This is a genomic window from Acinetobacter sp. NIPH 284 (genome assembly GCF_000369425.1).
Classification (GTDB): Bacteria; Pseudomonadota; Gammaproteobacteria; order Pseudomonadales; family Moraxellaceae; genus Acinetobacter.
Genome location: NZ_KB850016.1, coordinates 45,343 through 66,918, shown reverse-complemented (window position 1 = coordinate 66,918; position 21,576 = coordinate 45,343). Strand labels below are relative to the sequence as shown.

General features: G+C 39.6%; 24 protein-coding genes and 1 pseudogene. 9 read left to right on the top strand and 16 right to left on the bottom strand.

Going from position 1 to position 21,576, the window contains the following annotated elements; genetic code table 11:
• Positions 1–49: 49 nt before the first annotated feature.
• Positions 50–1,051 (top strand): hypothetical protein, encoded by a 1,002-nt coding sequence (locus F908_RS14930; RefSeq protein ID WP_005164383.1) that lies wholly within the window; start codon positions 50–52, stop codon positions 1,049–1,051.
• 153 nt (positions 1,052–1,204) lie between these two features.
• Here F908_RS14930 and F908_RS14925 read toward each other — a convergent pair.
• The 3 genes and pseudogenes from F908_RS14925 to rpmI form a co-directional block, all read right to left on the bottom strand.
• Positions 1,205–1,761: pseudogene (locus tag F908_RS14925) on the bottom strand (NADAR family protein).
• Between the two features lie 92 nt (positions 1,762–1,853).
• A complete protein-coding gene (rplT, locus tag F908_RS14920; protein ID WP_004675688.1) occupies positions 1,854–2,213 on the bottom strand; it encodes a 50S ribosomal protein L20 in 360 nt (119 codons plus the stop codon).
• Between the two features lie 11 nt (positions 2,214–2,224).
• Positions 2,225–2,419 carry a 50S ribosomal protein L35 gene (gene rpmI / locus F908_RS14915; RefSeq protein ID WP_004637967.1) on the bottom strand — a complete coding sequence of 65 codons (195 nt, stop codon included), beginning with the start codon at positions 2,417–2,419 and terminating at the stop codon, positions 2,225–2,227.
• 236 nt (positions 2,420–2,655) lie between these two features.
• Here rpmI and F908_RS14910 point away from each other — a divergent pair, with 236 nt between their 5' ends.
• A complete protein-coding gene (locus tag F908_RS14910) occupies positions 2,656–3,909 on the top strand; it encodes an MFS transporter (RefSeq protein WP_005164379.1) in 1,254 nt (417 codons plus the stop codon).
• 32 nt (positions 3,910–3,941) lie between these two features.
• Here the strand turns inward: F908_RS14910 and F908_RS14905 are convergent, their stop codons facing one another.
• Both F908_RS14905 and F908_RS14900 read right to left on the bottom strand, forming a co-directional pair.
• The gene (locus tag F908_RS14905; RefSeq protein WP_005164378.1) at positions 3,942–4,367 is read right to left on the bottom strand and encodes a YqaA family protein; all 426 of its coding nucleotides are present in this window, start codon (positions 4,365–4,367) and stop codon (positions 3,942–3,944) included.
• Positions 4,368–4,393: 26 nt separating this feature from the next.
• Positions 4,394–5,011 carry a glutathione S-transferase N-terminal domain-containing protein gene (locus F908_RS14900; protein ID WP_005164375.1) on the bottom strand — a complete coding sequence of 206 codons (618 nt, stop codon included), beginning with the start codon at positions 5,009–5,011 and terminating at the stop codon, positions 4,394–4,396.
• A 289-nt stretch (positions 5,012–5,300) separates the two neighbouring features.
• On the opposite strand from F908_RS14900, the gene F908_RS14895 reads away from it, so the two are divergent.
• The gene (locus tag F908_RS14895) at positions 5,301–5,774 is read left to right on the top strand and encodes an Hsp20 family protein (RefSeq protein ID WP_005164373.1); all 474 of its coding nucleotides are present in this window, start codon (positions 5,301–5,303) and stop codon (positions 5,772–5,774) included.
• A 60-nt stretch (positions 5,775–5,834) separates the two neighbouring features.
• Here the strand turns inward: F908_RS14895 and infC are convergent, their stop codons facing one another.
• Both infC and thrS read right to left on the bottom strand, forming a co-directional pair.
• Positions 5,835–6,386 (bottom strand): translation initiation factor IF-3, encoded by a 552-nt coding sequence (gene infC, locus F908_RS15790; RefSeq protein WP_081399795.1) that lies wholly within the window; start codon positions 6,384–6,386, stop codon positions 5,835–5,837.
• A 5-nt stretch (positions 6,387–6,391) separates the two neighbouring features.
• Positions 6,392–8,314, bottom strand: coding sequence for a threonine--tRNA ligase (gene thrS / locus F908_RS14885; RefSeq protein WP_005164372.1), 1,923 nt, complete (start codon positions 8,312–8,314; stop codon positions 6,392–6,394).
• A 264-nt stretch (positions 8,315–8,578) separates the two neighbouring features.
• Here thrS and F908_RS14880 point away from each other — a divergent pair, with 264 nt between their 5' ends.
• Positions 8,579–10,222 (top strand): acyl-CoA synthetase, encoded by a 1,644-nt coding sequence (locus tag F908_RS14880; RefSeq protein ID WP_005164370.1) that lies wholly within the window; start codon positions 8,579–8,581, stop codon positions 10,220–10,222.
• Between the two features lie 45 nt (positions 10,223–10,267).
• Here the strand turns inward: F908_RS14880 and yjgA are convergent, their stop codons facing one another.
• The 9 genes from yjgA to mazG form a co-directional block, all read right to left on the bottom strand.
• On the bottom strand, positions 10,268–10,807 hold the full coding sequence (gene yjgA / locus F908_RS14875; protein ID WP_005164369.1) for a ribosome biogenesis factor YjgA: 540 nt from the start codon (positions 10,805–10,807) through the stop codon (positions 10,268–10,270).
• 2 nt (positions 10,808–10,809) lie between these two features.
• Positions 10,810–11,079 carry an HPr family phosphocarrier protein gene (locus F908_RS14870; RefSeq protein WP_005164368.1) on the bottom strand — a complete coding sequence of 90 codons (270 nt, stop codon included), beginning with the start codon at positions 11,077–11,079 and terminating at the stop codon, positions 10,810–10,812.
• Positions 11,076–11,927: an RNase adapter RapZ gene (gene rapZ / locus F908_RS14865; RefSeq protein ID WP_005164367.1), complete on the bottom strand. Its 852-nt coding sequence runs from the start codon at positions 11,925–11,927 to the stop codon at positions 11,076–11,078. The genes F908_RS14870 and rapZ overlap by 4 nt, the downstream gene beginning before the upstream one ends.
• Before the next feature lie 23 nt (positions 11,928–11,950).
• Complete coding sequence (gene panC / locus F908_RS14860) at positions 11,951–12,796, bottom strand: pantoate--beta-alanine ligase (protein WP_005164365.1); 846 nt, start codon at positions 12,794–12,796, stop codon at positions 11,951–11,953.
• Positions 12,797–12,799: 3 nt separating this feature from the next.
• On the bottom strand, positions 12,800–13,609 hold the full coding sequence (gene panB / locus F908_RS14855; RefSeq protein WP_005164364.1) for a 3-methyl-2-oxobutanoate hydroxymethyltransferase: 810 nt from the start codon (positions 13,607–13,609) through the stop codon (positions 12,800–12,802).
• A gap of 39 nt (positions 13,610–13,648) precedes the next feature.
• Positions 13,649–14,137: a 2-amino-4-hydroxy-6-hydroxymethyldihydropteridine diphosphokinase gene (gene folK, locus F908_RS14850; RefSeq protein ID WP_005164362.1), complete on the bottom strand. Its 489-nt coding sequence runs from the start codon at positions 14,135–14,137 to the stop codon at positions 13,649–13,651.
• The gene (pcnB, locus tag F908_RS14845; RefSeq protein ID WP_005164360.1) at positions 14,134–15,588 is read right to left on the bottom strand and encodes a polynucleotide adenylyltransferase PcnB; all 1,455 of its coding nucleotides are present in this window, start codon (positions 15,586–15,588) and stop codon (positions 14,134–14,136) included. Before pcnB ends, folK begins: the two co-directional genes overlap by 4 nt.
• A 139-nt stretch (positions 15,589–15,727) precedes the next feature.
• Positions 15,728–16,156, bottom strand: coding sequence for a ComEA family DNA-binding protein (locus F908_RS14840; RefSeq protein WP_005164358.1), 429 nt, complete (start codon positions 16,154–16,156; stop codon positions 15,728–15,730).
• Positions 16,125–16,931 carry a nucleoside triphosphate pyrophosphohydrolase gene (gene mazG, locus F908_RS14835; protein WP_005164356.1) on the bottom strand — a complete coding sequence of 269 codons (807 nt, stop codon included), beginning with the start codon at positions 16,929–16,931 and terminating at the stop codon, positions 16,125–16,127. The genes F908_RS14840 and mazG overlap by 32 nt, the downstream gene beginning before the upstream one ends.
• A gap of 93 nt (positions 16,932–17,024) precedes the next feature.
• On the opposite strand from mazG, the gene F908_RS14830 reads away from it, so the two are divergent.
• The 5 genes from F908_RS14830 to F908_RS14810 all read left to right on the top strand — a co-directional run bounded on the left by F908_RS14830 (position 17,025) and on the right by F908_RS14810 (position 21,502).
• Positions 17,025–17,798 carry an SDR family oxidoreductase gene (locus F908_RS14830; RefSeq protein WP_005164341.1) on the top strand — a complete coding sequence of 258 codons (774 nt, stop codon included), beginning with the start codon at positions 17,025–17,027 and terminating at the stop codon, positions 17,796–17,798.
• Positions 17,799–17,999: 201 nt separating this feature from the next.
• Positions 18,000–19,370 carry a COG3014 family protein gene (locus tag F908_RS14825; RefSeq protein WP_005164338.1) on the top strand — a complete coding sequence of 457 codons (1,371 nt, stop codon included), beginning with the start codon at positions 18,000–18,002 and terminating at the stop codon, positions 19,368–19,370.
• Positions 19,371–19,388: 18 nt separating this feature from the next.
• Positions 19,389–19,796 (top strand): DUF1425 domain-containing protein, encoded by a 408-nt coding sequence (locus tag F908_RS14820; RefSeq protein WP_005164336.1) that lies wholly within the window; start codon positions 19,389–19,391, stop codon positions 19,794–19,796.
• Positions 19,797–19,824: 28 nt separating this feature from the next.
• Positions 19,825–20,427: a penicillin-binding protein activator LpoB gene (lpoB, locus tag F908_RS14815; RefSeq protein WP_005164332.1), complete on the top strand. Its 603-nt coding sequence runs from the start codon at positions 19,825–19,827 to the stop codon at positions 20,425–20,427.
• Positions 20,428–20,500: 73 nt separating this feature from the next.
• On the top strand, positions 20,501–21,502 hold the full coding sequence (locus tag F908_RS14810) for a CsgG/HfaB family protein (RefSeq protein WP_034602944.1): 1,002 nt from the start codon (positions 20,501–20,503) through the stop codon (positions 21,500–21,502).
• Positions 21,503–21,576 lie beyond the last annotated feature (74 nt).

The following is a 21,576-nucleotide window of genomic DNA, read 5'->3' as shown; positions in this document are numbered from 1 at the left end:
TTGAATAAAATGTATAAGATACCGATATCGTCAATGAGAAAGAATAACGATGGCGCTTGATCAAATCTGGAAACAACAGCTTACACTAGTGACTTATGGCAATGAATATTTAGCAGGAAATCTCAATTTTAGCCGTTGGGTTGAACATCCGATTTTCAATCAAAATCGACTGATTTTTAGAGACTTACTCTCTCAACACCTGTTGGCACAACATTTCCAGATTTGGCTTGAAGGCTTAAAAAAACAAGGTATTAAAAAACTCAGCCTACATTTATCTAGCGTACTGAATGATGAGCAAAATCCAAATGCTAACGTAGAGCTGCTTCCCTTTGCGCATTTTATTGTGAGCCATCAAGGCAATAAAAAAACCGCATGGATCTGTGGCCATGAACTGGCTGAATGGGATAACAGTGATCAAGCCTTTGATGCGCCGGCATCTCAACAAACAACACTCCACCAAGAAGTATTTTGGCGTTATGAGTTGAATGATAAATTCGCCAAAAAAATTGATGCTGACTTACAGAAGATAAATTGGAATCAGGCTGCCATTGTCTTGGAGAAAGAACTGTTCGATAGTAAATATGCTGAACATTTTCCAGAGCCAGAACAACAAGATTTGCCTTTTTATGGTTATGAAGCTGATCTTACACATCTTTCTAGCAAACAATTAGCATTGATTCCAACAGATTATCCAGCGGATTGTGCACATCGATTATTACATCGCACACAAGCATTAACTGATTATTTAGAACAACAAAGAAAGCATCCTTATACGACTACAGGTGAGTTAATTAGCCCTGAAGAACAGATTAATCTCCGTAATTTTTCACAAAAAACGGATGACTTATTTGCCAAGCTGATTGTAAAAACCGCAAATCACTACCAAACGGCTCAACTTACGGCAGAAGAACCTGAAATCATTGACCGAACCATGGAAATTCCACATCAGATTAATAAGTCCCACCATCATAAAGTAGGTGCGTCTGGCGTGATTAAATTGATTATATTAACCGTGATTATTTGTTTGGTTGCTTATTATTTTGGACTATAACTTCCATCAAGCGCTCAGTCACATTCATAGATGTTGATAGAACCAGATTTAGATATTGAATCAAATCGTATCGCCATAACATCAGCATGTTTGAGCAGACTATAAGGGCTATACAATAAGTACAGAGTATAGCTTCTTCTCAAAGGCTCAATATTAATGAGCCAGAAATTGAGACCGAACCTGCATCAGAGCAAATCCAAGTAAGTTTAACCCCTGCCATAGGTTCGGGTCTTGAATATGCTCGTGATCTTGTGCCATTCCAATCCCCCAAATCTGATCAACGGGCGATGCTTCAACCAAAATACGATCATGCGTAGTAAGTAGAAAATCTCTTAGCTCAGGATGCTGTGAAAATTTAGCCCAATTTGCCTGTACTACGATCTCAAAACGCTTTTCCTGCCACAACTGCTCGTCATAATGCTGTACTTTCCGACCGAGCTGTTTTGCTTCATTCGGGTGGTGACCTTCAAAATCTGTTGAAATATCTCATCATCGTTAAAGAGTTTTGCTTTTTGCGCCATCATATAATGTTCTGCTGTGAGATATTCAACACCCTCCTGTTTAAATGGTAATGAAAACCACTGGCTAAAACAACTTTTATCCACATGATTGTTTTGCTTTGGAGTATGTCTCCAGAAATATAAATATTTAAATGGGCGACCTTGCTGGACTTGTTGAATTAAATCATTTAAAAAATTTTCGTCTTGCATCATATATCTCTGATTATTATCTATTATTGAAAATCCAATTCACTAAAAATAAAAAAGACCGCTAAAAAGCGGCCTTCTTTGAATCTCTAAGCTTATGCAGCTAATGCGCCTTTAGCTTTTTCAGCTAAAGCAGCAAATGCAACTGCATCATGCATAGCGATGTCAGCTAATACGCGACGGTCGATGATCACTTGAGCTTTTTTCAAGCCATCGATCATACGGCTGTAAGACAAACCGTTAAGACGAGCACCAGCATTGATACGCGCAATCCATAAAGCACGGAATTGACGTTTCTTTTGACGGCGGTCACGGTAAGCATATTGGCCAGCTTTGATTACTGCTTGGAACGCTACGCGGTAAACGCGTGAACGAGCACCATAGTAACCTTTAGCGCGAGCAAGAATTTTTTTGTGACGGCGATGAGCCTGTACACCACGTTTTACACGAGCCATTTATAATCTCCTTAGATGTATGGGCACATAGCACGAACTGATGCAACGTCACTTACGTGAACCATTACACAACCGCGCAATTGACGGATACGCTTAGCAGATTTTTTGGTCAAAATGTGGCGCTTGAATGCTTGTTTGCGCTTGAAACCGTTTGCAGTCGCTTTAAAGCGTTTAGCTGCACCACGGCGAGTTTTTAACTTAGCCATAGTAACCTCTTTTGGGCACCTGTTCGGCTCGTTTGCACTATTGCAAATCGACCTGCAGGTAAGGAAGGCAGTATCATATAGCATCTGCCTTTAAAACAAAAGTAAAATGCTCATTTTTTAACATCAACTACTTTATTTTTCTCAAACGTTATTTTCCATAATTAATTCTCAAATTATGAGAAAAATCCACAAAATTAGCGCCTATAATAGAATCAAATTATTAAATCTTTATTCTTATGAATATTCAGAATGATGCATTCGCCGCGTTACGGTATCGAGATTTCTCTATTGTGACCTTGAATCAATTTTGCTTAACACTGGCAATTTTAATTCAGGAAATTATTGTTGCTTATTCACTCTATCAAATCACTCGTGATCCCCTAACCTTGGGTTTTATTGGTTTGGCTGAAGCAATCCCATTTATCACGCTTTCTTTATGGGGTGGTTATTTTGCAGATAAACTGAATAAACAAAGCATTATGAAGGTCTGTTTATTCTTTTCCATTCCTTTACCTTTGGTTCTTTGGGGCTTATTCCATTTCCATGGCTTAGAAAAAATTGGTATTAGCACACTTTCTTGGGGCATTTATGCTGTCATATTTGCCTTGGGTACTATTCGAGGTTTTTACAATCCATCAGCAACCTCACTCAAACCCTTTTTAATTCCACGCGAACTGTATGCAAATGGTGCCACTTGGACCACGATCGGCTGGCAAAGTGGTGTCATTATTGGGCCAATGTTGGGTGGTTTTATGTTGGCATTTCTGGGACGCGAAACGAGCCTTTTTGCAGTATCAACATTATTGGCAATCTGCTTTATTTTGATTAATTGCTTACAAAAACGAACATTCCCCAAAATGGAAACTGAGAATGTCTTACAAAGCCTGACCGATGGTTTCCGCTTTATTTGGAAAACCAAAATTGTTTTATGGGCAATCTCACTAGACTTGGTATCGGTACTCTTTGGCGGTGTGATTGCATTATTGCCCATTTTTGCAGAAGAAATCTTAAAGGTCGGCCCTGAAGGTTTAGGTTATCTACGCGCCGCCCCTTCGATCGGCGCACTGATTACTATGATTGTCCTGACCAAATTCCCACCAATGCACCACGCTTGGCGGAATATGTTATTGGCTGTCGCTGGCTTTGGTATTTTTACCATTCTGTTCGCCTTTTCAAACAATATATGGCTATCACTATTTGCCTTAGCCATGACTGGTGCTTGTGACAGTGTTTCTGTCGTAGTTCGTCAAACTGTGCTACAAATTTTCCCGCCTGAAAATATGCGAGGTCGAGTGGCTGCGGTAAATGGAATGTTCGTTTCATCGAGTAATGAACTCGGGGCTTTTGAATCAGGTCTGGCAGCCAAATATCTCGGAACAATCACTGCGACCCTATTTGGTGGTTGTATGACGCTTGCAGTTGTAACTTACTGTTGGTTGAAAACCAGCGATTTATTTAACGTCGATATTACTAAAGGTACTGATCATTAAAGGTTTTAGGGAAAGTCAAACTTTCCCTTTTTTCAAAAGACTCCAACATATAACACATACAACGTTAAATAACGCCCACCTTTGGCGATGGTGACAATCAATAAAAATCGCCAAAAATTTTCTTTCATCAATCCTGCAATCAAGGTAATCGGATCACCAATCACAGGTGTCCAACTCAGTAGAAGTGAATAAAAACCATATTTATGATAAATCTGTTGAGCCTGCTCTAAACGCCGTCCAGAAACAGGAAACCATTTTTTACCTTTAAAATGTTCAATTTTCAGTCCTAACCACCAGTTCACACATGAACCCAAGACATTTCCAATGGTTGCAACCAAGATCAGATAAAGAGGATTGGAAAGCCCTTGTATCAATAAGGTTATTAATACTGCTTCCGACTGTAAAGGTAATAACGTCGCAGCCCCAAAAGCAGATATAAACAACAACCAATAACTCATGAGGCAAACTTAAACACGGTAAAATATTAGACTTGGATCGATAAAGCTTTTTGTATCGCAGAACGCGCCGTTAAGCGTTCAATATAGTCTTGCACATATGGATAATCTTCAAGCTGAATGCCTTGCCATTCATAACGCAATGCCCAAGGCAAGATTGCCATATCGGCAATTGAATACTCACCCGCCACGAACTTCTGACCAATCAATTGCTTATTTAAAACAGTGTAAAGGCGCTTAGTCTCATTGATATAACGATTAATTGCATAAGGAATACGTTCAGGTGCAAATTTATTAAAATGATGATTTTGCCCTAGCATTGGACCAAACCCACCCATTTGCCACATTAACCATTGCTCTACTTCAACTCGCTCTTGTTCATCCGTAGGATAGAATAATCCAGTCTTCCGACCTAAATATTGTAGGATCGCACCTGATTCAAATACAGAAATCGGTTCACCTCGCGGTCCATTTTGATCAACAATCGCTGGAATTTTATTATTTGGCGAAATACGTAAAAAATCAGGTTGGAACTGATCATTTTCCAAAATATTAATTGGAAAAATTTGATAATCCAAGCCCATTTCCTCAAGTGCAATGGTTATTTTATGTCCATTGGGTGTTCCCCAATAATAAAGATCAATCATTTTAAAATTATTCTCCATACACCGTAGATAGTGGCTCTTTACACACCTTAATAGATTTAAAAAGAAACAACAAGTTCTGCAAATTAAAAATAATTTTCTATAATTATCAATTATATATAAAATTTACTTAAAAAAATAGATCTTTAACTTGAATTTTTTAAACCCAAACCTATATTAATTATTGTGTTAGAAATGACGATTTTTAACATTCTGTCGATGTTTTTACATGGCAGGTTTAAGTTTTATCTTCTTATTTTTAAAACTTTGCTGACCTCAGGAGGTTCTAATCATGAGTAATCTAGATCTTCATCCTTTATTTCGTCGTAGCATTGGATTTGACCGTTTAAATGATTTTATTGACTACGCCATGCAAAGTGATACACCCAATTACCCTCCATATAACATAGAGAAATCTGGTGAAAACCGTTATCGCATTGTGGTGGCTACCGCAGGTTTTAGCCTAGAGGAATTAGGACTGAGTCTAGAAAATCAGCTTCTTACCATTTCAGGTAAACCTGAGGTTGTTCAGAAAGAAACAACTGAATATCTGCATAAAGGAATCGCGCGTCGTGCCTTTAAATTGTCTTTACGCTTAGATGAACATATTGAAGTTCAACAAGCTGATTATGAGAATGGTTTATTGGTCATTGAGTTGGAACGAATCATACCAGAAGAGAAACTTCCACGCGAAATCCCAATTGGTAAGAAAAAACTTTTACTTGATCAGCCTGATTCTACAGAAAAAACTGTAAGTACTGAGTAATTATGCTTTAAATCAAAAAAGCCCTGCTATTCGAGCAGGGCTTTTTTGATGATTGGATGATTACTTTTTCTTTTTCGGACCAAGTAACATGCCCATCTGACGACCTTCCATCTTCGGCGCTTGTTCAACTACGCCAAATTCAGCAACGTCAGCTTCAATTTTTTGTAATTGAGCCAAACCAAGCTGTTGATGTGCCATCTCACGACCACGGAAACGCAAGGTAATTTTCACCTTATTTCCTTCTTCAAGGAAACGTAAAATTGCACGCAATTTTACTTGGTAATCACCTACGTCCGTTGCAGGACGTAACTTGATTTCTTTCACTTGCACTTGATGCTGTTTTTTCTTCGCATCTTTTTGCTTTTGCTTTAAGTCAAATAAGTGCTTGTTGTAGTCCATGATTTTACAAACAGGCGGTTCTGCATTAGCAACAATCTCAACAAGGTCAAGATTAGCTTCTTCAGCAGCACGTAATGCTTCAGTTAATGAAACAACACCTTTTTGTTCTCCATCTGCAGCGACGAGGCGTACTTCTTTCGCACGGATCTCTTCGTTAATTGCAGGACGGTTACTTTTAGCACCTTGTTGCTGGTTACGGTCAGGCTGTTTAATCTTTATTACTCCACAATATACCGGCCGCGTTCGGCAACGGCAGATTTCACTAGGTCAATAAATGCATCTACTGACATAGTACCTAAATTTTTTCCTGAGCGAGTACGCACATTAACAGTACCTTCTTCAACTTCTCGATCACCAAGAACTAGAAGGTAAGGAATACGCTCTAGGGTACGCTCACGAATCTTAAATCCGATTTTTTCATTTCTCAAGTCAGAAATAGCACGAAGACCATTTTCTTTGAGTTTTGCAACCACTTGTTCACATGCTTCTGCTTGTGCATCGGTAATATTCATTACACACGCTTGCACAGGTGCAAGCCAAGGTGGCATGAAACCCGCATAATGTTCAATTAGTATACCAATAAATCGCTCAAAACTACCAAGAATTGCACGATGAAGCATGACTGGTTGATCACGATCATTGTCTTCAGTGACATAAGACGCATCTAAGCGAATTGGTAAGTTGAAGTCACATTGAATCGTACCGCACTGCCATACACGGCCTAAGCAATCTTTCAATGAAAATTCAATTTTCGGACCATAGAATGCACCTTCACCAGGTTGCAAATCCCAAGCCAAGCCTGCGTTATCTAAAGCATCCGCCAAAGATTTTTCAGCTAAATCCCAAAGTGCATCATCACCGACACGTTTTTCAGGACGTGTAGACAATTTCATTTGCACTTCTTCAAAGCCGAAGTCTTTATAAACATCTAAAGTCAGCTTAATAAAGTCAGCAACTTCTTGACCAATTTGTTCTTTAGTACAGAAAATATGTGCATCATCTTGGGTAAATCCACGAACACGCATAATCCCGTGTAAAGAACCTGATGGCTCATTACGATGACAAGAACCAAACTCAGCCAAACGAATTGGTAAATCACGGTAAGATTTCAAGCCTTGGTTAAACACTTGTACGTGACAAGGGCAGTTCATTGGCTTAACAGCATAGTTACGACTCTCTGAATGAGTTGTAAACATGTTGTCTGCGTAGTTGGCTGCATGACCAGATTTTTCCCAAAGCGTAAAATCGACGATTTGCGGCGTTTTAATCTCTAGGTAGCCATTGTCTTGCTGAACTTTACGCATGTATTGCTCAAGCACTTGATAGATTGTCCAACCATTTGGATGCCAGAACACCATACCTGGTGCTTCTTCTTGCATATGGAATAAATCTAATGCTTTACCAATTTTACGATGGTCACGCTTTTCTGCTTCTTCAATACGTTTGATATATGCAGCTAACTGTTTTTTATCAGCCCAAGCCGTACCATAGATGCGTTGAAGCTGTTCATTCTTCGCATCACCACGCCAGTAAGCACCAGAGATTTTTGTGAGCTTGAATGATTTTAAGAATTTAGTGTTGGGTACGTGCGGACCACGGCACATATCCAAATAATCTTGATGGTAGTACAAGCCCATTTGTGTTTCATTCGGCATGTCTGCGATCAAGCGCAATTTGTATTCTTCGCCACGTGCTGTGAATTCTGCAATCACCTCATCACGTGGTGTCATTTTTTTAATGACATCATAATCTTGATCGATGAGCTTTTTCATACGCTCTTCAATCGCTGCCATATCATCTAAAGTAAAAGGACGTGGCATCCAGATGTCATAGTAGAAACCTTCTTCAATGACTGGACCAATTACCATTTTTGCTTCTGGAAACAGCTGCTTAACAGCGTGACCAACGAGATGTGCGCAAGAGTGACGAATAATCTCTACGCCTTCTTCATCTTTAGGCGTGATAATTTGCACAGTTGCATCTTCGGTAATCAAGTCTGAAGCATCGACTAGACGATCATTAACACGACCTGCTACGGTATTTTTCGCAAGACCCGGACCAATGCTTAATGCAACGTCCATCACAGATACGGCTTGATCAAACTGTTTTTGATCGCCATTTGGCAAAGTAATAATTGGCATAATAAAATCCTTAAGGAGTGATGCCCTATACGAAGGAGCATATCACCGCGAGATTATGTATTGAGGCGAACCTCAAAAGATAAAAAACGGCGGATAAAAAAGTATTCAAGATTTTACACAGGTTTAGTTGAGGATGAAACCTTTGAATCATAAAAACCTAGATTGATTAAGCTTCATCTCCGACTAAAGCCTAAATGATTTAGACTGAATGACACACTATGTTGATATAGATATAAATGAAAAAAACACAAATGGAGCAAACACATGGTTAGTGCATATGATGAATTACCGAGAACCCCTGCAAATTTCGTTGCTTTATCACCTTTACGTTATTTAGAACGTGCTGCTTATATTTATCCATACCAAGCCGCCATTATTCATGGGGAACGTCAAATCACATGGCAACAAAGCTATCAACGTTGTCGCCAGTTTGCACATCAGCTCACTCAGTTAGGAATTCAAAAGAATGATACCGTTTCGGTACTCTTGCCGAATGTACCTGCAATGATTGAAGCACATTTCGCTGTACCAATGGCAGGTGCAGTACTCAATACGCTGAATACTCGTCTCGATGCCAAAACCATTGCTTTTATGCTGGCTCATGCAGAATCAAAAGTTCTTTTGGTCGATCCAGAATTCAGATCACTTGCTGAAGAAGCGTTAAAGCTGATCACTCAAGATATTATTGTGATTGATGTATTTGATCAGGAATACGAAGGTGAGCAAATTGCACTTGGGCAATATGAATATGAATCGTGGTTAGCTGAAGGCAACCCTGAATTTGAATGGCTACTTCCACAAGATGAATGGGATGCGATTAGTCTGAATTATACTTCAGGCACCACAGGCAATCCAAAAGGTGTGGTTTATCACCATCGTGGTGCTTATCTCAATGCGGCCAGTAATATTTTGGCATGTGGTATGAAACCTCGTGCGGTTTATCTATGGACACTACCACTATTTCACTGTAATGGTTGGTGTTTTGCATGGTCAATTGCTGCCAGTGGCGGCACCAATATTTGCTTACGTCGAGTTGATCCAGTTTTAATTTTTAAATATATCGCTGAACACAAAGTCGATTATTTCTGCGGTGCGCCAATTGTCTTATCCATGCTCATCAATACTCCAGCAGAACAAAAAACAGCTTTCAACCACCATGTTGAAGTCATGGTTGCTGGAGCTGCCCCGCCCGTTGCGATTATTGAAGGTATGCGCCATATTGGAATTAATGTTAATCATGTATATGGTTTGACAGAAACCTATGGTCCATCGGCATTATGTGCTTCGCAAGCAGGATGGAGTGACTTATCTATTCAAGAACAGGCTCAACTTCATTCTCGTCAAGGTGTTCCTTATCCACTCCAAGACAGTATGCGAGTACTTGATCCTGAAACGATGCAACCCGTACCGAATGATGGACAAACCATGGGCGAAATTATGTTCCGTGGTAATATCGTGATGAAAGGTTATCTCAAAAATCCACAAGCGACTGAAGAAGCTTTTAAAGGTGGTTGGTTTCATACAGGAGATCTAGCCGTTTGCCATCCTGATGGTTATGCCAAAATTACTGATCGCTCTAAAGATATTATCATTTCAGGTGGCGAAAATATTTCATCGCTCGAAGTCGAAGATGTACTTTACCGCCACCCTGCTGTACTCACCGCCGCAGTGGTCGCAAAACCTGATGAACGTTGGCAAGAAGTGCCTTGTGCATTTATTGAGTTGAAGCAAGGTGCATCTGCTTCCGCAGAAGAAATTATTGCACATTGCCAAAAAGAACTGGCTCGCTTTAAAGTTCCCAAAGATGTCGTGATTACTGAGATTCCAAAAACATCAACAGGCAAATTACAAAAATTTATTTTAAGAGAGTGGGCAAAAGAACGAGCTAGCATTTCGTTTGAGAATTAATGCCTAAAAATAAAAAGAAGTTTCAACTGAAACTTCTTTTTGGCTTTAACCTTGATCAGATAACAAGGCGACTTGCTGTACATAGTTCACAAATTTGAGCTTGGATGCGGCAAGTTCTTCTTCACTCACCTGCTGTTTGATATCTCGATGAATGCGTAAAACATGCTGACGCAAAGTATGGCGTTCAGAAGCATTAAACACTTTACTAAACTCATTAATGATTGGATCACCTTGATCAATCATTCGATCGACCCAACGCATCAATTGCATTTGTTTTTTAGCACCTTGTTGCGGTGTCAAATAAGATAAAATCGTGGTTTCATTTTCATTACGCAATAACTTACCAACACGTTGAAACTGACGACGGCGTGCTTCAAATGAACTGATCTTCTGCACTTCAAGTAATGCATCAATCAAACGCTCATCGACAGGAAGCTTTTGAATTTGTTTTGGATTGAGTTGAGCCAATTGCTCACCTAAAGCAGCCATACGTTGCACAGCTTTTTTTTGCTCGGTTCTACTCGCACGTCCTTCTAATGACTCAAAATCTTCATCTGTATAACGTTGTTGGGTACCACGTGCCACGATTACTCTGCCTCATAAAATTTTGCTGCGAACAGCGTTTGAATTTCTTCCCGTGCTTTTTCTTCATCAGCACCATCAATCACCAATCTTAATGTTGTGCCTTTACCAGCACCCAACATCAACAATGACATAATATTTTTTGCATCAACCAATTTATCACCCTTGCCGATTTGTATCGAAGAGCTAAATTTAGTTGTGACTTCAATCAGTTTACCAGATGCACGCGCATGTAAGCCGAGTTTATTAATTACATCAATTGTTGTGTCTATCATGACCAGTGCTTCATTTCTCTATGTAAGATTTGGACAGTCCATTTTGCCTTAAGAGCCTGTTTGAGTCTATCCACGATATAAACTGAACGATGTTGCCCACCTGTACATCCCACTGAAATGGTCATGTAATGTCGATGCCCTTCCGCAAAAGCTGGCAACCATTTTTCCAAGAAGTTATAAATATCGGTAAACATTTCATTGGTTTGCTGATTGCTTTCTAAAAAACGGCAGACGGGATCATCCAACCCAGAAAGACGACGCAACTCTAAATCCCAATGCGGATTAGGTAAATGACGCACATCAAATACATAATCGGCATCAAGCGGAATGCCATGTTTATAGCCAAAGGATTGTAGAATCACAATCAACTTGTCTGACTGCCCCAGTTTGGTCAGCAAAATATGCTTTAAATCATGGACACTTTTATCTGTGGTATCAATATGCACGGTGGAACGAAACTGGATCGGTATCAGCAACTGTTTTTCCTCCTGTATACATTGCAACAGGCTATTAAAACGATTTGCTAAGGGATGCGGTCTACGCGAAGAGCTAAACCGTGCAACTAAATCCTGATCTTGCGTGGTTAAATAAATGATATCCACGGTACCATGTTTTTGCAATTGTTCAAAAACATGGTCAAACTCCTGCATATCGGCACGGGTACTACGGATATCAACGCCCAGCGCCAACTGCTCAAGATTATTCTCATGATCCAGTTTTGACACAATTTCAGGCAATAATGCCAAAGGTAAATTATCTATACAATAATAGCCCAAATCTTCAAGCACCTGTAATGCAGATGATTTTCCTGAACCTGACTGTCCTGTCACGATAAGAATACGCTTCATCGCATATCGCCCTTTAATTTATTTTATGTTTTGAAATTAATGTGTAAATTATCAATCAAACGTGTTGAACCCAATTTAGCCGCAATAAATAAAACTAAATCACGATCAAACTCTTCAATTGGTTGCAAATTAGGTTGACGAGCCTCTACATAATCCACAACAAATCCAGCTTGTGTCAATTCCGTTGAGATATTTGCTAACACTTGCGAAAGTGATTGCCCCTCTCCCAATCCAACCTCAGCTTGTTTTAACAACTGATAAATTTTTGGCGCAATACTTCGTTGCTCTTCAGACAAATAACCATTGCGTGAACTTAAAGCCAAACCATCTGCTGCTCGTACAATTGGTACACCGATGACTTCTAATGGAATATTTAAATCCTGCACCAACTGACGAATTACAGCCAATTGTTGGTAATCTTTTTCTCCAAAAAAAGCATAATCAGGTTGTACAATATTGAATAGTTTAGTGACAACAACCGCCACGCCATCAAAATGACCTGGACGCGATTGACCACATAAATCATTGGTAATTTGACTAACACTAATATTGGTTAAACGAGGCTGCTTGCCATACATTTGATCGACAGAAGGGGCAAAAATAATGTCACACCCTACATCTGCCAACAAACGACTATCTTGTTCTAAGGTACGTGGATAGCTATCAAAATCTTCACCCGCACCAAACTGGATTGGGTTAACAAAAATACTCACCACCACGACATCACAGATTTTTTTTGCAGCGCGCACCAAAGTCAAATGACCTTCATGCAAATTCCCCATAGTTGGCACAAAACCAATTAATTTTTTTGTTGTTCTTGCCGGTGCTAATGATGCGGTTAGGCCTTGTATTGTTGTTTCTGTTTTCATGAGTTAGAGCTCAACTTGAAAAGTATGTTCTTTCGCTGGAAATGATTGATTTTGAACAGCAGCATGATAGGCCTTAAAGGCGTCCAGAATTGCGGTTTCGCCCGCTTGTTCTTTCATAAAATTACGCACAAAACGCGCAACGCGACCAAAAGTTAAACCAAGCATGTCTTGTACCACCAAGACTTGTCCGTCGGTTTCATTGCCTGCACCAATACCAATCACTGGCGTATTAGGAAATAGTTCAGCAATTTCCTTGCCTAACTGAGCTGGAACACACTCTAATAATAATACCGCAGCACCTGCATCAACCACAGCTTGGCAATCCGCAATTAATTGATCTGCTGCTTCACGCGTTCGTGCTTGAAGTTTATAGCCGCCGAATACGTGTACTGATTGTGGCGTTAAACCCAAATGCACGCAGACAGGAATACCATTACGTGTCAAAACTTGGACTAATTCACTTAGCCAAGCACCGCCTTCAATCTTGACCATTTGTGCGCCTACTTGCATCACGGCTTTGGCATTTTTTAGACCATCTTCAAGCGTTGCATAACTCATAAATGGTAGATCAGTCATAATTAAAGCGTGCGAATTACCACGACGTACAGCTGCTGTATGATAAACCATATCTTCAACTGTCACAGGAAGTGTAGAATCTCTTCCTTGAATCGCCATTCCTAGAGAATCACCAATTAAAATTGTATCAATTTCAGCCAATTCCATCGCTTTAGCCATACTTGCATCGTAACAAGTAAGACATGAGAACTTACGTCCATCAGCTTTAAATTTTCTTAAGTCACTTAGACTAATCATGATGATATCCTCTGCAGGCATTTCCAGAACGAAACAATCTTAAGCAGTTGCCCAAGATTGATCTGCGATTACAGTTAAGTTTGCTTGCTGCACTAGTTCTAAATCTTTTAATGAGTGCCCATTTAACTGTAAATGAGCATCTAAATCTAATAAGGGAAGGATCACAAAATCACGCTCTAAAATACCAATATGTGGTACGGTCAAACGTTCATTTTGAATCTGCTCTTGACCATAAATCAATAGATCCAAATCAAGCGTGCGCTCTCCCCATCGCCTTAAACGAATACGACCTGCTTCTTGCTCAAATTGTTGTAATTGGTCTAATAAGGCAAGTGCTTCAAGTGTCGTGTCCAATTGAACAACGGCATTTAGATAATTTGGCTGGTCCTGAGGACCCATCGGCGGACTTTGATAAAGCCTTGAAACTTTTACCGAACCTAAACTAGCCAACTTCACAACAGCTTCGCTAAGAATCTGTTGTGAATCGCCTAAGTTACTGCCTAAACCGATATAGGTACGAATAGTCATTGCGTCGGTCCAAAAACCACTTGGCTGAGATCACGTTGTACACGCTTACGCTTAAGGATCGGATGATCTGCATTGATTTGTCCTGAAACGGCAGTCGCTTTTTCAATAAAACGGCTAGTTGATTCATCTGCTCTAACACGTTCTTTCTTGGCACGGCGGCTTCTAGGCTCAGGGACATTGACCAAAGGCTCAATCTCAGTGGTCTTTGGCTCATCAACTTCAACTGTCTTACGGCGTGTTTTACTACGTTGACGGTTGTATTGACGAATTGCGACTTCTTTTTGATCGATTGACATTTCTTGGTAAGCTTCCCACCAAATACCCATGCCTTCGGTACTGCTATCACCTGATTTCTCACGTAACAACAAGAAGTCAAAGCCTGCACGAAAACGTGCATGTCCAGCTAAAGCTTCAATTTGCTGTGGTTTTGGATTGAGCAAACGGGTTTGCATTTCCCATACTTCACGAATAAAAGTTTCAGCAAAACGAGGAATAATGGTACGTGTGGCTTGACGTTTCAATACATCTAAACCAGCTTGGGCACGTGCTTCAGCAGGAACAACCCCTTTATTTAAATAAAAATCACAACGCTCTAAGAAAGGCTTCCATAACAATACTGCATAAAAAAATGCGGGATTAATGGTCTTACCAATTTGAATTCGTTGATCAGTATTTTTAGCTGCACGTTCGATGAAAGCTGTTAGATTTGGAGGAATTTCAGCAAATAATTGCTTCCAAACACCAAACTCTATCAGCATTGGCAAGACCTGCGTCAGGTGCCCCATGGTAAATAGTTTTTGTGACTCGTCATATAGGCGGTGCGGTGAGACATCCCGCAACAACTGCGTCATCTCAACACTGAAAACATCAAGAATGGATTGGTCAATCTGGAAATTCAGTTTTGCGGCGAAACGCAATGCTCGCAGCATGCGTACAGGGTCTTCCTCAAAACGCTGGGCAGGCTCTCCCAAAAAACGCAGGGTACGGGTTTTAATATCATCAACCGCATGACAAAAATCAAGTACGATGCCTTTACGTGGCTGGTAATACAGGGTATTGATGGAAAAATCACGGCGCGCGAAATCCTGCTCAATGGTTCCCCAATTATTATCTCGCAGGATCATACCAGAAGCACTGGTGACTGCTTTTTTGGGAGGAGCACGGAAAGTTGCGACTTCAATCAGTTCGCGACCAGAATAAACATGTGCTAATTCGAAACGTCGACCAATAATTCGGCAACGTCGACCAAAAACTTCTTTCACTTGTGCTGGTGTTGCATTGGTGACAGCATCAAAATCCTTAGGATTAAGACCTAACATCATATCGCGAACACCGCCGCCCACAATATATGCCTCATAGCCTGCTTTCGTTAGGCTATCGATTACATCTAATATTGAAGAAGGGAGTTGGGCTGTGGACAAACCACATTTTGACGCACGCAAAGTTTGCAAAAGACACTGTCTCCTACGTCAGGACGTAAATAACAATTTGTCGCTAATCATAGCTCTAACACACTCAAAGGGCAATTTATTCTGTTGAAGTTTCAACAGATCAGTATGTTTTAATTGCAATATCATCTTTATTTTTATCCTATAATGCTAAGCGTGCTTTATTTTTTTCAAGTAATTTTGGACCAATTCCTTTGACATTGACCAACTCATCTACCGTTTTAAAACCACCATTCTTTTGGCGATATTCAACAATTGCCTGAGCCTTTTTTTCACCAACGCCATTTAAAGTCTGTAACTGCTGTAAATTTGCTTGGTTCAAACTAATCTTATCGCCCTGAATATTGGTAGAGGATGAAACTTGCTGGGAGCTTTTCTGTGGCGTAGGTCTTGATAAATAATAATTATTGTTAGGCTGCTTCGCTAATTGCTGATCACGTGCTTGTTGTTGAGCTTTCCATTTTTCATAGGATTGATCAAATGGCTGTGCACTCGCACAAACAAAGCAGCTTAAAAATATAAAAATAAACAGAATAAAGTTATGTTTGCTGCGTGGTTGCGGCAAATTCATTGGATTTCCCCTGAAGTTTTAAGTGTCGTTTTGCTTGCTCCCAGAGTTCATCCATTTCTGCCAAACTCATTTCTTGCAAGTCTTTATTTTGTCTTTGTGCTTGTTGTTCAATATATGCAAATCGGCTTCTAAATTTATGAATCGTTGCCAATAATGCAGTCTCACTCGACACGCCAATTTTACGTCCTATGTTAATTAAAGAAAATAGACAATCTCCAAATTCTTCTTGTATTTCATCAGTTTTTTTAGTTTTTATTGCCTGTTGTAATTCCTCTAATTCCTCATTTAACTTCCCATAAGCATCTTCAACTGTTTCAAAATCAAAACCCAACTGCGCTGCTTTTTTTTGAATCTCATGTGCCTGTACCAATGCTGGCGCATGTTTCACGTCATCTAGTCGAGATTGAGCCTTACCTTGTTTTTCTTGTTGCTTAATTTGTTTCCATAGTTCACTGACTTGTTTTGGATCTAAATTTTGATATTTTTCAGCTTGAAATACATGTGGATGACGACGAATTAATTTTTCACTAATTGCATCTACCACATCATGGAAGTTAAATGCGCCTTGTTCACTATACATCTGAGATTGGAACACGACCTGCAATAACAAATCGCCTAACTCATTACGAATTTCATTTAGATCGCCCTCTCGAATCGCAGCTTCCACCTCATAAGCTTCTTCGATCGCATAACGCGTCAAACTATTTGGTGTTTGTTGTTGATCCCATGGACACTTTTGTCTTAATTCGTGCATGATTTCTAATAACTTTTCCATGAATTCCTCCAAATACACCAAAATGTTGCAGCTTGAACCTGCTTATGCGTAATATACGCCGATTAAAGAAATATGATAAAGCAAGGGAAAGCAATGCAACATAGCGTATTTATTAGCGGGGCAGCACAAGGAATTGGTGCTGAGATTGCACGTATCTTTCATCGTCATGGTTACAAAGTCGGTATTTATGATATTAATGATGAGCAAGCGCTTCGTTTAGCCAACGAACTTGGTGAAAATGCTAAAGCGGGTTATTTAGATGTCAGTAACTTTCGTCAGTGGAAAATAGCACTACAAGATTTTAAAAATTGGGCAGGCGAACTGAATATTTTAATTAACAACGCTGGAATCTTATACTCTGGCGCATTTGAAGAGACGTCAATTCAATCCCATCATCGCACTGTGGATATCAATATCAAAGGCGTTCTGAATGGTTGCCATGCTGGGTTACCCCATCTAGAAAAAGCGAGTTTTGCTCGTGTAATTAATCTTTCTTCAGCTTCAGCAATTTATGGACAAGCAGATTTAGCCTCATATTCAGCAAGTAAGTTTGCTGTTCGTGGTTTAACAGAAGCCTTAGATGTAGAGTGGCAAAAATATAATATTCGTGTACTCGATGTAATGCCTTTATTTGTACAAACCAATATGGTGAAGAATATGGATGCGGGCAGTATTCAAAATATTGGCGTAGATTTAACCCCCGCTGATGTAGCAAAACAAGTATTACATCTAGCACAACAAAAAGATCATGCCCTGATTCCAACGCATACCCCTGTAGGTATCAAAACTAAGCTGATGTATCAACTCTCAAGCATTAGTCCACAGTTTTTAAATCGATTGACCAATATTTTTTTATCAAAAAGATAAATTAAAAGATTCATTCAAATAATATTTGAATGAATCAAAATAAATATTATGTTTCAAAAACTTATACTAATAAAAAAAATCTTTTACTTTATAAAATAAAAATATTTATTAAATATCTCCTTAAATCCCTGTTAATTATTTATAACTTTTTGTATATTTATATAATTTTTTAATACATTTTGTATTTTTACAGGGGTTTATATGTCATCTTTATTATTAAAACCAAAGCTTTCACTCTTATTCATCAGTTGCATAAGTTTATCGATTTCTGGTTTAACAACTCAAGCACATGCTGGTTTATTTGATAACTATACGGATACGGCTCAAAATTTTCGTTCATCTTTGACTCAACCGATATCGGCACCAACGCAAGAATTATTTGAAAAAAAAGCTAAAAGTAATGATGCAGCGTTGTATCTATTAGAAAAGGCGCGTTTAGAACAAGCAAACAAACAATATGAAGCCAGTAAGCAAACTTTTGAAAAAGCATTTGAACTATTAGATGCTGAAAATAATAAAGCAACAATTAGCGCCTCTAAATTAGGTTTTAAGGCACTTTCCCTCGTGAGTAATGATAGTGTAGCACCTTATAAGATTCCTGAATATGAACAGGTATTAGCACATGTTTACCAATCAATAAACTATCTAGCTTTAAATAATACTGAGGGCGCGGCTGTTGAAATGCGTGTAGCGCAACGTATTCAACGCGAAATTGAATTAGCTCATAGCAAAGAAGCAGAAAAAGCAGCAGCTAAAGGTCAAAATGTTAATTCTGCTCCAGCTGAATACGATGAAGCTTTAGCTGGACTAAATACAATTGCGGGTAAAGTAAAAAATACCTATCAAAATGCGTATGCATTTTATATGGCGGCAACATTATGGGAAGCCTTGGGTGAAAAAAATGATGCTTTAGTTGATTATAAAAAAGCATATGAACTACAGCCAAATGATTTTATTAAAAATGATGTAAAACGACTCGATAACGGCGCAAAGAAAGCAAATGGTCAATATCCAGTTGTTATTTTTCTGGAGCAAGGATTAGTTCCTCAAAAAATTTCTTCGACCTTAGCAATTCCAACACCAAATGGATTAGTGAATATCTCATTTGCAAGCTATGATCCTTCAACCTATGTTGCACCAAGTCAGGTTGATGTGGCTGTAAATGGGAAAACCGTTGCAAATACAGCATTACTTACTGATATTGGTGCGTTGGCTGTCAAAACACTAAAAGAAAAGATTGCAGCTAATCTCACAACTCAAATTGCACGTTCTACAGCGAAATACGCTGTACAAAAAGAACTGGGCAATCGTTTAGGCGTATTTGGACAACTTGCAGGCAATATCTATAACACTGCCACAGAAAAAGCAGATGTTCGTGCATGGAATACCCTCCCAAGCAATGCACAAGTCACTCGCCTTTTACTCCCTGTTGGTAGTCATACCATCCAACTTAAAAACAACTATGCAAATCAATCGATCAATATTGAAGTGAAAGCTAATCAGACGACCTTCATTCATGGTATCGAAACCAACCAACAAATTGTCGCTGATAGCTTCAGTATCGCTAAATAACAACTTGAGTAAAACATAATGAAACAACGCCTTTTACCCATAATTCTGTGTAGCTTTAGCCTTGGCTTAACTGCATGTACAGCACCAAATGCGATGCGTACACAAACAGACCCAAATACTGGTGCAAGCAATGTCAGAACCATGACAGGTAATCCTATTCTCGCAACCCGTATTGGTGTCAATCGAATCAATATGGTCAGTCTTGGAGATATTAAAAAAGCATCACTCGCCTTAAAAAATGGTTGGTTCTACGAACAATCTTTTGAATACAAAGTTGTTTGGTTTGATGCCAATGGAACAGAAATCAATCCAGAAGGTGCAACTTGGAAACCAATCACATTACAAGGGCGTGAAGTAAAAACCGTTCAGTCTGTCGCACCCAATCCAAGTGGTGTTGATGTACTTATTTACATGAAGAAAGACTAATCAACAGCTTATTTATAAGGGGTAAAACATGAAATTCCGTACGTTGGCTTTAGCAACCACAATTGGCAGCATGGCATTGTTCAGTGGCTGTGCCTCCCAGGCTGTATCTTATGGCGATGCACAGGCAACTGAAACCTTAACCAAAGATTTTGGTTCAACCGACCTTCAACAAATCGCAGCCAAGATGGTTGATGACATGCTGGCGTTTCCACCAGTGATTGAAATGACTCAGGCTCGCCGTCCAGTACTGTTTGTTGACCGTATCAAAAACAAGACCCAAGAGCATATTGATACTGAATCCATCACTGACACCATCCAGAATAAACTAATTAATTCTGGAAAATTCCGTTTCGTTGACATGACTTCTGTCGGTGCAATGGCAGACCAGTTGGCTTATCAACAGCAAAGTGGCATGGTAGACAAACGTACAGCAGTGAAAACAGGATCTCAAATTGCCGCTGAATACATGCTGAATGGTAACTTATCCAGCATCGTCAAAAATTCAGGCGGTAAGAGTGATGTGTACTACAAGTTCACTTTCAAATTACAAAACCTGAAAACAGGTATTGTTGAATGGACAGGCGAAAAAGAAATTCGTAAATCGGCTAAACGTGCTACTTTTGGTCTATAAACCATTCACAACAACAATAAACCCGATGCTCAGCACCTGCTGAACATCGGGTCATATAGAATGATAGAAAATGATGAAATCCTTACTTTGTGCAGCCCTGTTCTGCTTAACAACAATTCACTCAGCCAACGCCGCCCTACAAGAAGTCATGAAAGAAGCCACAGGTAGCGGCCCAACCCAACAACAGGCTATTGCAGAAGCCTTGCTGATTGCAGCCCAGTCTGTAAATGGCACCAGTGTTAGTTCACGCACTGACTTAGCGGAAGAAGTGAGCATGGTGGTCAGCAACAACCATTGGAGCTACCAAGGAAAAACCTCACCTGTGTTCAGTGTTGAAACGCAGGGCACTAATGCGATTAATCGTTTTCAGGTGTTAAGTATTTCGGGTTCGGGCAAGAACTACCGCGCCAAAGTGCGTGCTTATGTCAGCAAGTTTCAATCAAGTGTAGCGGATCAACACTTACGCCGTATTGCGGTTATGCCATTTCAATATAACCATTCAAAAACTCAACTCACAGATGGCAGTGATGCTGATGACTTTGTGACAGAAGTTGCTGATTTGGTCGGCACTCAACTGGCAAACTCACGTCAGTTAAGTTTGGTGAGTCGTGACTATATTGAGGAAATGGCAAGTGAAAATGCCTTTCTTCGTTGGGATGGTGCACCAGCAGAAATGGCAAGACTTGGGCAAAAGGTGGGTGCTGACTATATTTTAGTTGGACGTATCAATGAAGCAAAAACGACTCAAGGACGTTCATTTTATGGCGCTGTTCCAGCTGGGCAACAAGCAATCCGTCTAAATTGGCGAGTGATTGAGGTAAATACAGGAAAAGTTGCTGCTGCAGGAACTGTAAATCAACAGCAACGCCAATCTCTAGGAGAGCTTATTCATAATTCACAATCTACAACCTCATCAGACTTACTCGCACAACAAATAAGTAATGATGTCTTAAATGGCTTGTCTTTAATGCCGATCAGTTACTCTCGACAAAACTCGACACAAGTAGAGAGTTCAGAACCACTCTCGGATGCTGAACTCACACCAGGTTCGAGTGAAAAACCGATTCGTTGGTGATCGAATAATCTGTGTATATTCAATTTATGATTTTTTGTTGATGCAAAAAAGAACACCTTAAATTCATTTAAAGT